The sequence below is a fragment of the Gordonia soli NBRC 108243 genome (assembly GCF_000334455.1).
Lineage (GTDB): Bacteria > Actinomycetota > Actinomycetes > Mycobacteriales > Mycobacteriaceae > Gordonia > Gordonia soli.
The window spans coordinates 13,991-28,393 of the sequence record NZ_BANX01000005.1; the positions used below are offsets into that span (position 1 = coordinate 13,991).

12 protein-coding genes are annotated in these 14,403 nt (G+C 66.9%); 7 read left to right on the top strand and 5 right to left on the bottom strand.

Annotation, left to right across the window (positions count from 1 at the left end; genetic code table 11):
- Positions 1-3 precede the first annotated feature (3 nt).
- On the top strand, positions 4-723 hold the full coding sequence (locus tag GS4_RS03035) for a hypothetical protein (RefSeq protein ID WP_369403292.1): 720 nt from the start codon (positions 4-6) through the stop codon (positions 721-723).
- A gap of 310 nt (positions 724-1,033) precedes the next feature.
- Here the strand turns inward: GS4_RS03035 and GS4_RS03040 are convergent, their stop codons facing one another.
- Positions 1,034-2,362 (bottom strand): MFS transporter, encoded by a 1,329-nt coding sequence (locus tag GS4_RS03040; protein ID WP_007617367.1) that lies wholly within the window; start codon positions 2,360-2,362, stop codon positions 1,034-1,036.
- 101 nt (positions 2,363-2,463) lie between these two features.
- Between GS4_RS03040 and GS4_RS03045 the strand changes: the two genes are divergently transcribed.
- The 4 genes from GS4_RS03045 to GS4_RS25525 all read left to right on the top strand — a co-directional run bounded on the left by GS4_RS03045 (position 2,464) and on the right by GS4_RS25525 (position 7,065).
- The gene (locus GS4_RS03045; RefSeq protein WP_007617368.1) at positions 2,464-3,129 is read left to right on the top strand and encodes a YqgE/AlgH family protein; all 666 of its coding nucleotides are present in this window, start codon (positions 2,464-2,466) and stop codon (positions 3,127-3,129) included.
- Between the two features lie 77 nt (positions 3,130-3,206).
- Positions 3,207-5,234 (top strand): CocE/NonD family hydrolase, encoded by a 2,028-nt coding sequence (locus GS4_RS03050; protein WP_007617372.1) that lies wholly within the window; start codon positions 3,207-3,209, stop codon positions 5,232-5,234.
- Positions 5,235-5,329: 95 nt separating this feature from the next.
- A complete protein-coding gene (locus tag GS4_RS03055) occupies positions 5,330-6,490 on the top strand; it encodes an AAA family ATPase (RefSeq protein WP_007617373.1) in 1,161 nt (386 codons plus the stop codon).
- Between the two features lie 5 nt (positions 6,491-6,495).
- The gene (locus GS4_RS25525) at positions 6,496-7,065 is read left to right on the top strand and encodes a hypothetical protein (RefSeq protein ID WP_157226476.1); all 570 of its coding nucleotides are present in this window, start codon (positions 6,496-6,498) and stop codon (positions 7,063-7,065) included.
- Between the two features lie 13 nt (positions 7,066-7,078).
- Here GS4_RS25525 and GS4_RS03060 read toward each other — a convergent pair whose 3' ends face one another.
- Positions 7,079-8,074, bottom strand: a complete 996-nt coding sequence (locus GS4_RS03060) for a bile acid:sodium symporter family protein (protein WP_007617375.1) — start codon at positions 8,072-8,074, stop codon at positions 7,079-7,081.
- 59 nt (positions 8,075-8,133) lie between these two features.
- On the bottom strand, positions 8,134-8,679 hold the full coding sequence (locus GS4_RS03065) for an SdpI family protein (RefSeq protein WP_007617376.1): 546 nt from the start codon (positions 8,677-8,679) through the stop codon (positions 8,134-8,136).
- A 184-nt stretch (positions 8,680-8,863) separates the two neighbouring features.
- On the opposite strand from GS4_RS03065, the gene leuS reads away from it, so the two are divergent.
- On the top strand, positions 8,864-11,743 hold the full coding sequence (gene leuS, locus GS4_RS03070) for a leucine--tRNA ligase (RefSeq protein ID WP_007617377.1): 2,880 nt from the start codon (positions 8,864-8,866) through the stop codon (positions 11,741-11,743).
- A 135-nt stretch (positions 11,744-11,878) separates the two neighbouring features.
- Here leuS and GS4_RS03075 read toward each other — a convergent pair whose 3' ends face one another.
- Positions 11,879-12,214: a TfoX/Sxy family protein gene (locus GS4_RS03075; RefSeq protein WP_007617378.1), complete on the bottom strand. Its 336-nt coding sequence runs from the start codon at positions 12,212-12,214 to the stop codon at positions 11,879-11,881.
- A 62-nt stretch (positions 12,215-12,276) separates the two neighbouring features.
- Here GS4_RS03075 and GS4_RS03080 point away from each other — a divergent pair, with 62 nt between their 5' ends.
- Complete coding sequence (locus tag GS4_RS03080; protein ID WP_007617391.1) at positions 12,277-13,467, top strand: acyl-CoA dehydrogenase family protein; 1,191 nt, start codon at positions 12,277-12,279, stop codon at positions 13,465-13,467.
- Positions 13,468-13,516: 49 nt separating this feature from the next.
- Here GS4_RS03080 and GS4_RS03085 read toward each other — a convergent pair whose 3' ends face one another.
- On the bottom strand, positions 13,517-14,356 hold the full coding sequence (locus tag GS4_RS03085; RefSeq protein ID WP_007617393.1) for an RDD family protein: 840 nt from the start codon (positions 14,354-14,356) through the stop codon (positions 13,517-13,519).
- Positions 14,357-14,403: the final 47 nt, after the last annotated feature.

Consider the following 14,403-nt stretch of genomic DNA (forward strand, 5'->3'; position numbering starts at 1 on the left):
TCGGTGCGTCGAAATCCCATGGACCCGACCATCGAGTACGCATTCGGCGTGGGGGACGGGCACACGACCACCTGGACGTCGGTCGCCGACGCAGACCTGGACGGCGACGGCCGGCTCGATGCCGTCTGGCTCGACTTCGACGGCGACGGCCGTCGTGACGACGCGATGTGGGACTCGGACGGCGACGGCATCGCGGACACGGCCGTGCTCGACGCCGATGGCGACGCCGGCCGTCACTTCCACGACTCCGGTCGTGGGCTCTGGGATCAGCCGGTCGAGCGGTCGGCGGATGATCCGTCCGGCGCGCGTCCCGGTCGTCAGGACACGCCCGAGTCGGGTGGTCGGGAAGTGCGCCCGGCCGACCCGCCTGTCGACGCCCCGCCCGCCGAGCCCTCCGAACCCGGGCCCGCCCCACGGCCCGGCCGGGTGCCCGACGAGCCTGCGGCACCGTCTCCTGCTGCTCCATCGACACCACGGGTCGCCGAGCCGGATGTCGGGGAGTCGGACGACCCGGGGACCACCCGGGTGCTCGACCTGAATCGGGACGGCAGGGTCGATGCCGAACTGCACGGCACCCGCCGGGCGGGCATTCCCGTCGCCACGCACCTGTACGTCGACGAGAACGGCGACGGCACCTTCGATCGGGTGCTCGTCGACACCGACGGCGACGGTCGGGCCGACGCGACCCACGACCGCCGATGGTCGGGCTTCCGGCGTCGGTGAGATCGGATTCCCGTCGCTGGTCCACGGCCGTCAGGCTCTTCGGCTGAAATCTGTACCTCGGGGACCCGCGGTTGACGATATGTCGACGGCCGGCTGCTGGCGTACAGATTTCGTACCCCGTCCGCCTGGCCGCGTCGCAGCTCTGGCCCTGTTCGCTGGCCCGCCGCTGAAATCTGTACGTGGGGGGCCCGCGGTTGACGATATGTCGATGGCCGGCCCCTGACGTACAGATTTTGTACCGGTTCTGGTGTGGTCCCGCCCGGACCGCCCCGGCCACCGCGCCCGGACCGAGCCCCCCGGACCCCGACCCTCACACGTCCGAGACGTGGCCCGCCGTCTTCGCCGACACCGGGGTCTCCACGTGATGCGCGGTGTGCAGCAGCCGCACCGTCAGGATGCCGAGCAGGTAGATGACGGTGCCGAGGACGATCAGCCCGGCCGACTCTCCATCAGCGGGGATGGTGAACGCCGCGATGGTCACCGCGCCGACGTAGGCGATGTTGAACACCGCGTCCTGTACGGAGAAGACCTGACCGCGGACGGCATCGTCGATGTCGACCTGCATCGCGACGTCTCCGCACAGTTTGGCGACCTGTCCGATCAGCCCGAGCACCAATGCGGCGAGGCAGTACACGACGGCATCGAACGAGAGCAGTGAGATCTGGGCGACCGCACCGACCAACAACGCCGACACCAAGGTCACCCGCCGACCGAGTCGCGCCACCAGGATCGGGGTCAGCGCGGCCGCAGCCAGTGCGCCGCCGGCCGTGAAGCCGCCGATGACCGACACTCCGGCGAGCCCGTCGCCGAGCCCGGACTGTCGGGTCAGCACCAGCAGCATCAGCGTGTTCATGCCGAACACCAGTCGATGAGCCCCGATCGCCGACAACGCGGCCGCGACCGTGCGGGTGTGCGCCACCGCGCGGGTGCCGTGCAGCAGGCCGACGGCCACCGCGTGGGTCGCCGACGACCCGGGATCGTCCGGGTGGTCGGGTCCGAGTTGGAGTCGGGTGAAGCCGCGGGCGATGGTGGCTGCGATCAGCGCGATCAGCACTCCGGCGAGGGTGGTCCACGCGCTGCCGGTGTTGTCCGATCCGAAGATGGCGCGCAGACCGATCGCGATTCCCGCCCCGACGGCCAGCATTCCCGCACCGAGCGTCGTGAACAGGGCATTGATCCCGACGATCACGTCCCGATGGGCGACGTGTGGCAGACCAGCCGACAGTCCTGACGCGACGAATCGACTCGCACCGGTGGCGGCCAGCGCGGCGATCAGCACGACGGTGTCCGGGGCGCCGCTCGCGATCGCCGCCGCGACGATCCCGACCATTGCCGCGCGGACGATGTTGGCGTACATCAGGACACTGCGCCGATCCCAGTGGTCGAGCAGCGCTCCGGCGAACGGACCGATCAGCGAGTACGGCAGCAGCAACACCGCGAGCCCACCGGCGACGGCCACCGGATCCGCGTGCCGCTCGGGGTTGAACAGGATCGACGTGAACAACGCCGCTTGGAAGACGCCGTCGGTGATCTGGCTGGAAAGCCGCACCGCGAGCAGGCGTCCGAGGCCCGGCGAGGAACCGAGCGAACGGACGAATTCCCGGACGCCGGGGGCATTCCGAGCAGGCCGCAGGTTCACTTGTCCAGCCTACCGACGTCCCGCTCATCGGAATCGCCCAACTCGGGAGTAGGGCGCGCGTGACCCGCCGCGTAGCGGGTGGGTCGTGCGATGATGGACGCGTGGCCGGTGGCGACGAATCCGACGATCCGACTCCCGACCCGTTCGCCGAGGGGTCGGACGCGCAGTGGCGCATGTCCGATGCGGCGCGCGACATCGAATCCGCGGGCCGCGTCCGCGCCGGCACCCTGCTGATCTCGTCGACGGATCTGGTCGAACCGACCTTCGCCCGGACCGTCATCTACGTGATCGAGCACAACGACGGCGGCAGCCTGGGGGTCATCCTCAACCGGATGAGCCACACGGCCGTGCACAATCTCCTGCCGCAGTGGTCCGATCTCGCAGCATCGCCGCGCGCGCTGTTCGTCGGCGGTCCGGTCAAGCAAGACGCCGCGCTCTGCCTGGGCGTGCTCAAGCTCGGTGCCGACGTCGACGGCGTGGAGGCGTTGCGTCCGGTCGACGGACGCGTCGTGTTGGTGGATCTCGATGCCGACCCTGAGGCACTCGCCCAGGTCCTCGACGGTGTCCGCCTCTTCGCCGGCTACTCGGGCTGGGGCATCGGGCAGCTCGACGGCGAACTCGACCAGGACAGCTGGATGCTGGCATCTGCCCTGCCCAGCGACCTGTTGGCGCCCCCGACGGCCGATCTGTGGTCAGACGTCCTGCGTAGGCAACCGTGGCCGATGCCGTTGTTCGCGACGCACCCCATCGACGTGGCCCGGAATTGATCTGAGACAGGTGGTGACAGGCGTCTCATCATCGGGCTAGGCTACGCGCGGTATCCACTCGGTGATGGGGGTCACACGTGCGCGTCGGTCTGGTTGTTGGTGTGTTCGCAGTTCTGTCGACTCTCGTCGCGGTACCCGCGACCGCGGGTGCGGCACCGATCGGTCCCACCGGCGGTTCCACCGGCGCGCGGTGGGCGGCCACGCATGACGGGCCGCAGCCGTATGCGGGTGTCAACATCCAGTGGGACGTCCCGATCCGGATGAGCGACGGAACCGTTCTCAAGGCCAATGTCTACCGGCCCGCCGATCGCGCGGAGCGGCCGACGACGAAGAAGACACCGACCATCGTCACCATGACGCCGTACACCAAGCTGGTCTCCGCGCTCGGCGCCGCCGTTCTCAATCACCCTGTGCTGGAGCCGTTCCTGCTGCAGGTCGCGTCGGCGATCCGGCTCAGCGGCACCCCCATCGACGGCATCACCGACATCGCGCAGACCATCCGTGACCGCGGTGGCAAGACATTCGCGGTCGACTACGACCTGGTGCGCAGCGGGTACACGATGGTGGTGGTCGACGTGCGTGGGACCGGTTTCTCGCAGGGCGTGTGGGATGTCTTCCAGAGTCGGGAGCAGGCCGACACCGTGGAGGTCCTCGACTGGGTGAGCCGACAGCGCTGGTCGAACGGACGACTCGGCATGTCGGGTGTCTCGTACTCCGCCATCAACCAGATCCAGGCGGCGAACAAGCGCCCCAAGGGACTCCAGGCGATCTTCCCGGTCGAGCCCGGCGGCGATCTCATCCGGGACATCGTCGCTCCGGGTGGCTCGCTGGGCGTCGGATTCTTGCCTCTGTGGCTGACGTTGGTCAACTCGACCAAGTTGGTTCCCAACGTGGCGTCGATGCTGAACGGCACCTTCGACTGGAAGTGGCTCGCCGATCGCATCAAGGATCCGTTCACGTTCTACCCGCAGCTGTTCGCCGCGTTGCTCACCCCCGACATCCCGTCGGTGCCCGACAATCTGAAGGCGTTGTTGCGCAACGACTCCGAACCACGCCAGGCTTGGCTACCGCATTCCGATCGGATCACGGTACCGACGCTCATCTACGGCGGCTGGTTCGATCTGTTCACCAACAGCGAGGTGCGGATGTACAACGACATCCCGCTGACGCCCGGGCGCAAGCAGCTGATCATGGGCGACGGCTACCACCTGACCATCGGCGGCGGTCAGACCGGAACCAGGGGCACGCCACCGCGGCTCGACGTCCTTCAGCGCGCGTGGTTCGACCGCTGGCTCAAGGACATCCCCAACGGGGTCGACCAGTACGGGCCGGTCACCCTCAAGCAGCTCGGCAACACCTGGATCACCGCCGATCAGTTCCCCCGCGCCGGGATGACCCGCCAGCGGCTCTACCTCGGCGACCGTCCGAGCCGGACCGCACCGCACGCAGTCCGGGACGGAAGTCTGACGGTCGGCAAGCCCACGTCGCGCGGCCGGCTGACCATCTCGCCCGGCGTGCTGACGGTGTGCTCGCGCGATGCCGCCCAGCAGACGGCAGGTGCGCTGGCGCTCTTCCCGGGCTGCGCCAAGGATTCCCGTGTCGCCGAGCACAATGCGCTGACCTTCACCAGCGCGCCGATGCCGACCGCCCGCTCCGTGTCCGGGCCGGTCAACGTGCATCTCAACACCGTGCTCGACGCGACCGACGGGTACTGGACGGCCACGCTCAACGACGTGGCGCCCGACGGCCGGTCGACGGTGATCAGCTCCGGACAGGTGGTCTCGTCGCTGCGCCAGCTCGACACCTCGAAGACGAAGTACGGGCCGAACGGTGACGTCATCGACCCGGTGAACACCCTGACGCTGGCCACGCGACAACGGAACGTGCCCGGACGGCCGACCACCCTCGACATCGGGCTGCTGCCCACCGAGGCGCTCATCCGTCCCGGTCACCGGCTCCGCATCGATGTGTTCGCGATGAATCTGCCCCGCGGTCTGCCGCTTCGGCCGTTGCTGAACGAGTCGGGGCTGCGGCCGCAACACATCCAACTCGATCCGAATCGACCGAGCTGGGTCAACCTGCCGCTGTCGGTGCCGGTGTCCTAGACGCCGGTACGGTCACCGGCGGCGCGGGTCTCGATACCATTGGACAGCCAGGTTCAACTGGCATCGAGCGAACCGTTCTTGCTGAGGAGACTGGGTTGCGGATTACACGAGTCAGCGCCAGCAATTGGCGCAACTTCAAGTCGCTGGATTTTCCACTCGACTCGCGTCTGTTCGTAGTCGGTCCGAACGCGGCCGGAAAGTCGAATCTGATCGATCTCTTGCGTTTCCTGGGTGACATTGCGCAACCTGTTGGTGGATTGGCCGCCGCACTCACTGATCGCGGGGGCCTGTCAAAAGTGCGCAGCTTGTTTGCCCGCAACCACGCAGGTGGAAGATTGGTCATCGAACTCGAATTGGAGGACGAGACATCCACGTGGAAGTACCGACTTTCAATTAAAGGTGAGAGCGGGGGAAAGAACCGCCCGGTCGTGGACGAAGAAAAGGTGTGGAAGAACGGCAAGAACGTACTGTCCCGGCCGAACAAGCAAGATCTAGCAGATCCTGCGCTCCTTACGCAGACGCACCTCGAGCAGATCGCTGCCAACCAAGACTTCCGTGCACTCGCGGAGTACTTCGTCAAGGTCCGATACTTCCACCTGGTGCCGCAGATCATCCGTGAGCCTTCACGCTATGACTTACCTGGCGAATTCGGGGGCGACTTTATAGCCCAAATGAATTCGGTTCCACCGAAAACCAGAGATGCTTGGCTCCGACGCATGCGCGATGCACTAAGAGCGGCAGTGCCAGAGTTCGAGTCGTTGGACATAGAAGTTGATTCTGCGGGGCGACCCCACCTCATGGCTGGATACAAGAACTGGCGTAAGAACCCGGCTCGTCAGTCGGAGGCGGAGTTCTCGGATGGCACGCTACGACTCATCGGCCTGTTGTGGACAATGGTAAGCACACCGTCGAACGGTGGCGTGCTCCTGCTTGAGGAACCAGAGCTGTCGCTCAACGCGAGCGTTGTTCGCAAGCTACCCGCAATGTTGGCGGTTTCGCAGCGAGCCAAGGATCTTCAGGTGATCCTCTCCACGCACGCGCCGGAACTTCTCGACGATGAAGGCGTCCATGGAGACGAAGTTCTTGTACTACGCCCGGCGAAGGAGGGCACGGAAGCAGAACTGCTGTCGGAGATCGCCGACGCCGTCGGCGAGCTCGAAGCCGGGCTGCCGAAATCCGACATAGTTCAGGGCCTGATCGATCCCCGAGACTTATCCGACCTCGTCACTGTTGGGCGTGACTCCAAACGACGATGACGCGCGTGATCGTCGAAGGCCCTTCCGATCGGGGAATGGCGGAAGCCGTCCTACGAGAGGCTGGCCAAAAGGTCGGAAGCATCACTGTTCGCGGAGGCAAGACCAAAATCGATCCGCTCCTGAGTAGCTACAATCGAGCCGCTCGCCATTCGCCTCTCATCGTGTTTCGCGATACCGACACAAAATGCCCGCTAGAGCTGCGTAAGTATCTGACGCACGATGTCGAGGACATGGCTCCGGGATTTATGCTTCGGTTGGTTCATCCCATGACCGAGGGCTGGCTCCTGTCCGACAAATACGGGTTCGCGAGATACTTTCATGTGAGCCCGGGCAAAATCCCTACAGACACCGGGTCTTTAGTCGATGCAAAGTCGACATTGTTGGCACTGTGTATGAAATCGACCTCACGCGACATCAGAGCGGAAGTCGTGCGAAAAGACGGCAAGACAGGCCCTCTTTACACAGACCATCTGAATGAGTTCGCGAGTCGCTACTGGGACGTTGCGGCGGCTTCTGAGCAGAATGACAGCCTGCGCCGAGCTGTTGAGCGGATTCGCGTCATCAGTGCGTCGTGATGCCGAGCGAGAACTAGCCTGCAGCGGGATCGGCGTCCTCGATCTCCCGCCCGTATCGGGTCGCGAGCCACGAGCAGATGATCAGCTGGATCTGGTGGAAGATCATCAGCGGCAACACGATCAGGCCGACGGACGAGCCGGCGAACAGCACGGTCGCCATCGGGAGTCCGGTGGCGAGACTCTTCTTGGTGCCGCAGAACTGGATCGCGATGGTGTCGGCGCGGTCGAAGCCGAGGCGCTTCGGCAACCATCCGGTCGCCACCAGCATCACCACGACCAGGATCGTCGCGATGATGCACACGGCGATGACCTGCCAGGCGTCAACGCTCGACCAGATGCCGTCACGCACACCCTCGCTGAACGCGGCGTAGACGACGAGCACGATGCTGCCGCGGTCGGCGAGTTTGGTGGGCTTGGCATGCCGTGTGAAGAAGCCGCCCACGAACGGTCGGGCGATCTGTCCGACGATGAACGGCACCAGGATCTGGCCGACGATTTTGAGGATCGACGAGGCGTCGATGTGCACGCCGTCGGTGCTCATCAGCAGCACCACGAGCAGCGGGGTCAGGACCACGCCGAGGATGTTGGATGTGGATGCGCTGACGATGGCGCCCGCGATGTTGCCACGGGCGATCGAGGTGAAGGCGATCGACGACTGGACCGTCGACGGGACCAGACACAAGAACAGCAGGCCCGTGTAGAGGTCCGTTCCGATGATCGGCTCGGTCACCGGTCGTAGCGCCAGACCCACCAGCGGGAACACGACGAAGGTGAACGCGAGGATGGTCAGGTGGAGGCGCCAGTGCGCGAGGCCGGCGAGGGCCTCGCGTGGGTGCAGCCGGGTGCCGTAGAGGAAGAAGAGCGCGGCGATGGCGACGATGACGACCCAGTCGAGGACGTCGGCAAAGGCCCCGCGGGCCGGCAGGACGGCGGCCAGTACGACGGCGCCGAGGATGGCGAGGATGAAGCCGTCGATCGGGGACCGGCTCAAGACGCTGCGAAAGGACACGATGGGAAAACCTACGCCGGTCCGACACGTCCTCGGTCGTGGGGCGTCGGCCCCGGCGCTCAGGCCTGGGCTGTCTCGGGAGCGCAGGCTCCGCGGAGGCTGCAGGCTCCGCAACTGGTGCCACAGTCGGAGGCGTGATCGGTGTCCCCGGTAGCGGCTGATGCGGTGGTCGTCGCGGTTTCCGCCGACGCCGCCTGCTCGTGCTCGGCATCGCCGTGTGTGTCCGACGAGCAGCAGGAGCAGCCGCCGCCGGCGCTGTCGGCGGTGATCGCGGACGCCGCCTGAACGCCGTATGCGCTGATCAGACCGACGATCATCAGACCAGCGACGAGGCCCCCGGCGAGAAAGGCCAGTGCCCACAGGCCGTCCACGGCGAGCGCGGCCAGGGCGCTGAGCACGAGGATTCCGGCCGCGCCGAGCATGCCGGGAGCGGCGACGCGGTTGGCCACCTGGAAGCGCTCTTCGGAGGCGAGGGTGTCGGGAGTGCGGACGCCGAGCCACCGATTGCGGCGCAGGACGCCACGGGCTCCCAGCACGCCGACGACGGCCCAGACCGCGGCTACCGCGATCAGCAGGATGGCGACGATCAGGGACACGACACTCACCCGATCAGGATACGACCACGGGTTTCGGGTCGGAAATCCGTGTCCACCCGACAACGAGCGTCCGCGTCGGAGTGCGCGGTCGGTGAGCTCGACTCTCGGCAACCGGGGTCGGCGTCCGCCGTCACGACGAGGGTCGCGGGCGACCAGTTGGAGGCGGCGGCGGCGCACGATTTACGCTGGTGGCGTGACTTCAGCCGAAACCCCGAGTGCCGCCGATGCGGGCACCGACGCCGTGCCCGGCCATCGCTACACGGCCGAGCTGGCCGGGGAGATCGAGCAGCGATGGCAGCAGGTCTGGACCGACGAGCACGCCTACGAGGCCCCCAACCCGGTCGGCCCGCTGGCCGGTGACCTCTCGGCCTTCGACGGCGGCGGTGCCGATGCTGCGGCCAAGCTGTTCATCCAGGACATGTTCCCGTACCCGTCCGGCGCCGGACTGCACGTCGGCCACCCGCTGGGGTTCATCGCCAGCGACGTCTACGCGCGCTTCCATCGGATGGACGGGCGCAACGTCTTGCACACGATGGGCTTCGACTCGTTCGGTCTGCCCGCCGAGCAATACGCCGTACAGACCGGCACCCATCCTCGGACGACCACCGAGGCCAACATCGAGCGCTACCTCGGGCAGATCCGTCGACTCGGGCTCGGACACGACGAGCGTCGCCGGGTGGCCACCACCGACGTCGACTTCTACCGGTGGACGCAGTGGATCTTCCTGCAGATCTACAACGCCTGGTACGACGGCGAGCAGCAGCGTGCGCGTCCGGTCGACGAGCTCGTCGCCGAATTCGATTCCGGAGCACGGTCGCTCGCCGACGGCCGCCAGTGGGCCGATCTCGACGCCGCGGCGCGCAACGAGATCATCGACGGCCACCGCCTGGTGTACCTGAGTGACTCGCAGGTCAACTGGTGCCCGGGACTGGGCACCGTGCTCGCCAACGAGGAGGTCACCGCCGACGGTCGGAGCGATCGCGGCAACTTCCCGGTTTTCCGCAAGCATCTGCGCCAGTGGATGATGCGGATCACCGCCTACTCCGATCGCCTGTTGGACGACCTGGACCGCCTGGACTGGCCGGACAAGGTCAAGACCATGCAGCGCAACTGGATCGGACGGTCGCGCGGTGCACAGGTGAGCTTCCCGGTGCCGGGCACCGACGCGGTCGTCGATGTCTTCACCACACGCCCGGACACCCTGTTCGGAGCGTCGTACATGGTGCTGGCACCGGAGCACGAGCTGGTCGACACCCTGACCGCCGGCGCGTGGCCGGAAGGGACCGATCCCCGGTGGACCGGCGGCGCATCGGACCCGGCGACGGCCATCAAGGACTACCGTGCGTCGATTGCGGCGAAGTCGGACCTGGAGCGTCAGGAGAACAAGGAGAAGACGGGCGTCTTCACCGGCGCCCTGGCCACCAATCCGGTCAACGGGGAACGCATCCCGGTCTTCATCGCCGACTACGTCCTACTCGGGTACGGCACCGGCGCCATCATGGCGGTGCCCGCTCACGATGCCCGCGACCACGAGTTCGCCCGCGCATTCGGGCTGCCGATCCGTGAGGTCATCGGCTCCGATCAGGGCGTCGAGGACGAGGCATACGTCGGCGACGGTCCGCTGGTGAACTCCGACTTCCTGGACGGACTCGCGGTGGACGAGGCCAAGGCCGCGGTCATCGAACGGCTCGAGGCCGACGGGTCCGGCACCGGCACCATCCAGTACAAGCTGCGCGACTGGCTGTTCGCTCGGCAGCGGTACTGGGGCGAGCCCTTCCCCATCGTCTACGACGAGGACGGTCGCGCGCATCCGCTGCCGGAATCGATGCTGCCGGTGGAACTCCCGGAGGTCGACGACTACGCGCCGGTGTCCTTCGACCCGGACGACGCCGACAGCGAGCCGTCGCCCCCACTGGCCAAGGCCACCGACTGGGTGACGGTCGAACTGGACCTCGGCGACGGGCCGAAGACCTACACCCGCGACACCAATGTGATGCCACAGTGGGCGGGCAGCTCGTGGTACCAGCTGCGCTACATCGATCCCACCAACGAAGAGACGTTCTGCGCCAAGGAGAACGAGGCCTACTGGATGGGTCCGCGCCCGGAGCTGCACGGTGCGGATGACACGGGTGGTCTCGACCTCTACGTCGGTGGCGTCGAGCACGCCGTCCTACACCTGCTGTATTCGCGGTTCTGGCACAAGGTCCTGTTCGACCTCGGCTACGTGACCAGCGTCGAGCCCTACCGGAAGCTGTTCAACCAGGGCATGATCCAGGCGTACGCCTACACCGATGCCCGCGGCATCTATGTCGAGGCGGACGCGGTCGTCGAGCGCGACGGGCAGTTCTACTTCGGCGACGAGCCGGTCCGCCAGGAGTACGGCAAGATGGGCAAGTCGCTCAAGAACTCCGTTGCGCCGGACGACATCTGCCGCGACTACGGCGCCGACACCCTACGCGTCTACGAGATGTTCATGGGTCCCCTGGACCAGTCGCGTCCGTGGGCGACCAAGGATGTCGTCGGTGCACAGCGGTTCCTGCAGCGCGTCTGGCGACTCGTGGTCGACGAGGAGTCGGGGACGGTGCGTTCGGTGGACGACGCACCCGCAGAGGAGACCGTCAAGCTACTGCACAAGACGATCTCCGGTGTGCGCGAGGACTTCTCGGCTCTGCGCAACAACACGGCGGTGGCCAAGTTGACCGAGCTGACCAACCACCTGACCAAGACGTACCCGTCGGGAGCGCCGCGGTCGGTGGTCGAGCCGCTGGTGATCATGCTCGCGCCGCTCGCACCGCACATCGCCGAGGAACTCTGGAACCGGTTGGGCAAGGACGGGCTCCTGGCCCACGGCCCGTTCCCGACGCCGGATCCGACACTGCTCGTCGAGGACAGTGTCGAGATCCCGGTCCAGGTGAAGGGGAAGGTGCGCAGCCGGATCACGGTGGCCGCCGATGCCGACGAGGACACCATCCGCGCCACCGCCCTGGCCGACGAGAAGATCGCCGCCCTGCTCGACGGTGAACCGCGCAAGGTGATCGTCGTCCCCGGCAAGATGGTGAACGTCGTCCCGTAGTCGGCGGCTCCGGTCGTAGCCGATCGGTGCGTCTCCTCGCGCTCGCGACCTCAGCGGCAGGGCTGTGTCAGCAGTCCGGCCGCGGCACCCGCACGCGCTACATCACCGCATCCGCTACGTCACCGATCGGGCGGCTCACCCCTTCGGAGGCAGCTCGCGGGCTCGCGCCGCGCCGACGTCCACCCAGCGCCGGAGCGCTGCCTTGGTGGAGATGCCGGCTGCATCGACGCGAATCCACCCGCGCGTCTCCCGGCCTCCCATCACCATCGGCGTGGTGTGAGCGGCAGACAGGTACTCGGCCGTCTCGTCCGGTGGTACCCGCACCATCAGGCCGCCGCGCCCACTGGCGCAGACGGCCATGTTGCCGTCCAGGAGAAAGGCGAGGCCGCCGAACATCGACCGTTCGTCCAGGCCGGCCTGTCCGGCCAGCAGTTCGCGGATGCGGTAGGCGAGGTCCTCGTCGTAGGCCACCTGCTGAGAGTAATCCGAGGATGCAGCTTGGCAACGAACTTACTCGGGAGTAAGGTACGGTCATGGCGATCAACCTGGAGCTCCCGAAGAAGTTCGATTCGACGGTCGAGCGCACCCATCTCGCCGCAGAGCACATCCTGCGGCCGATCTCGCGAAAGTACGACAAGGCCGAGCACGAGTACCCCAAGGAACTCGACGACCTGGGTGAAGCCGCCAAGCAGGCCCGTGGCCAGGAGCGCACCGGCGAGTCGGAGACCGAGGAGACCTACGGGGTCGCCAATGGCGCCAGCATGCGTGCCGTGCTCTCCGCGCGTGAGATGAGCTGGGGCGACGTCGGCCTGCTGCTCTCGGTCCCCTACCAGGGGCTCGGTAATGCTGCCATCGCCGCGGTTGCCGACGACGAACAGCTCGAGCGGTTCGCCGACGTCTGGGCGTCGATGGCGATCACCGAGCCCAGCTTCGGATCGGACTCCGCCGCGGTCAGCACCACCGCCGCCCGTGACGGCGACGACTATGTGATCAACGGCGAGAAGATCTTCGTGACCGCGGGCTCGCGCGCCGACCACATCGTCGTCTGGGCGTCGGTCGATCGCAGTGCCGGCCGCGCGGCCATCAAGAGCTTCGTCGTGCCGACCGCCACCGAGGGCGTCACCATCGAGCGGCTCGAGCACAAGCTCGGCATCAAGTCGTCCGACACCGCGGTCATCCGCTTCGAAAACGCCCGCGTGCCCGCCGAGAACCTCCTCGGTTCGCCGGAGGTGGAGACCAAGAAGGCGTTCGGCGGGGTCATGCAGACCTTCGACAACACGCGCCCGGTCGTCGCCGCCATGGCGGTCGGTCTGGGTCGCGCCGCGCTCGAGGAGCTGCGACGGATCCTCGAAGAGGCCGGCCACGAGATCGACTACGACCGTCCGGCGTCCAGCCAGCACGCATCGGTCGCGGAGTTCATCCGCATCGAATCCGACTGGGAGGCTTCCTGGTTGCACACCATCCGGGCAGCCTGGATGGCCGACAACCGCGAGCCGAACTCCGCCGAGGCGTCGATGTCGAAGGCAAAGGCGGGACGCACCGTCACCGACATCACCAACAAGGCCGTGGAGGTCGGCGCGACCGCTGGCTACTCGGAGACCTTGCTCCTCGAGAAGTGGGCGCGCGATTCCAAGATCCTGGACATCTTCGAGGGAACCCAGCAGATCCAGCAGCTGATCATCGCTCGTCGTGTTCTCGGAAAGTCCTCGGCCGACCTCAAGTGACCTGCGCTGGCAGGTGAAGCCCGTCGTCATGTGACGGGTTCGCGGCGCGTCAGCGCAACAGTCGGGACCGCAGGTTCTCGTCGCGTGCAATCCGTTCGGAGTCGCGGCGCCGACGTTCGGCCATGATCGCGACGAGCAACTCCTCGGTCGGCGCTCCCGGCGGAGGAGCCGGGGCGACAAAGGGTGCCGTGGCCGTCAGCAGGCGATCCGCCATCATGGCCCGCGCCGGTGGACTCATCTTCTCGCGGCGCCCGAGGAACTGTCGGATCGCGATCGCGAGTGGGTCGGGGAGTGGCGCGATGTCGGCGAATTGCGCCCAGGGTTGCAGTCCGGGCGGCATCGGAGGCGGCTCGGGCAGCGAGATGCGATGCCGGTCGCGGATGACGTAGGTGCCCGCGAGGAGATCGCCGAACCGCTTGCCCTTCCGGGTGCAGACTGCAGCCAGAAACGCTGGTGCACCGAGGCATCCGTAGATCTCGATCACTCCGAGCATCGCACGACCGAGGGCTTGTCGAAAGCCGATCGGTCCGGCATCGTCGCGGACCGTGCGGAGCCCGACGACGAAGTGCCCCAGGGTCTTACCGCGCGAGTAGGTCTCCAGTGCGGTCGGGATCACCACCAGTGCGGTGATCACCGTCAACGTGTTGATGGCGATGAACAGCGCATCGTCGGACTCGCCGAACGCACGGATCGCCAGCCAGCGCAGGCCCGCCCAGGCGAGGTAGCCGACGAGCAGATCGATGAGACCGGACAGGATGCGCAGGCCGATGCCGGCGGGCGGGAGGTCGAGGGCGACGGCCTCTCCGGAGACGAGGTCGTCGCGACCCACGCCGACGGTCCCACTGGTGATCGCGGTGGTGGGCACCGGGGGTGGCGGCGGACCGTACATGCCGCACAACCCTAGTCGCCCCAGGCGACCACGACGTGACCCGAACG

Bases quoted from the DNA above. Each gene is read 5' to 3' on its own strand.
- GS4_RS03080 (WP_007617391.1), top strand. From the start codon at position 12,277: ATGGCGATCAACCTGGAGCTCCCGAAGAAGTTCGATTCGACGGTCGAG.
- GS4_RS03085 (WP_007617393.1), bottom strand. From the start codon at position 14,356: ATGTACGGTCCGCCGCCACCCCCGGTGCCCACCACCGCGATCACCAGT.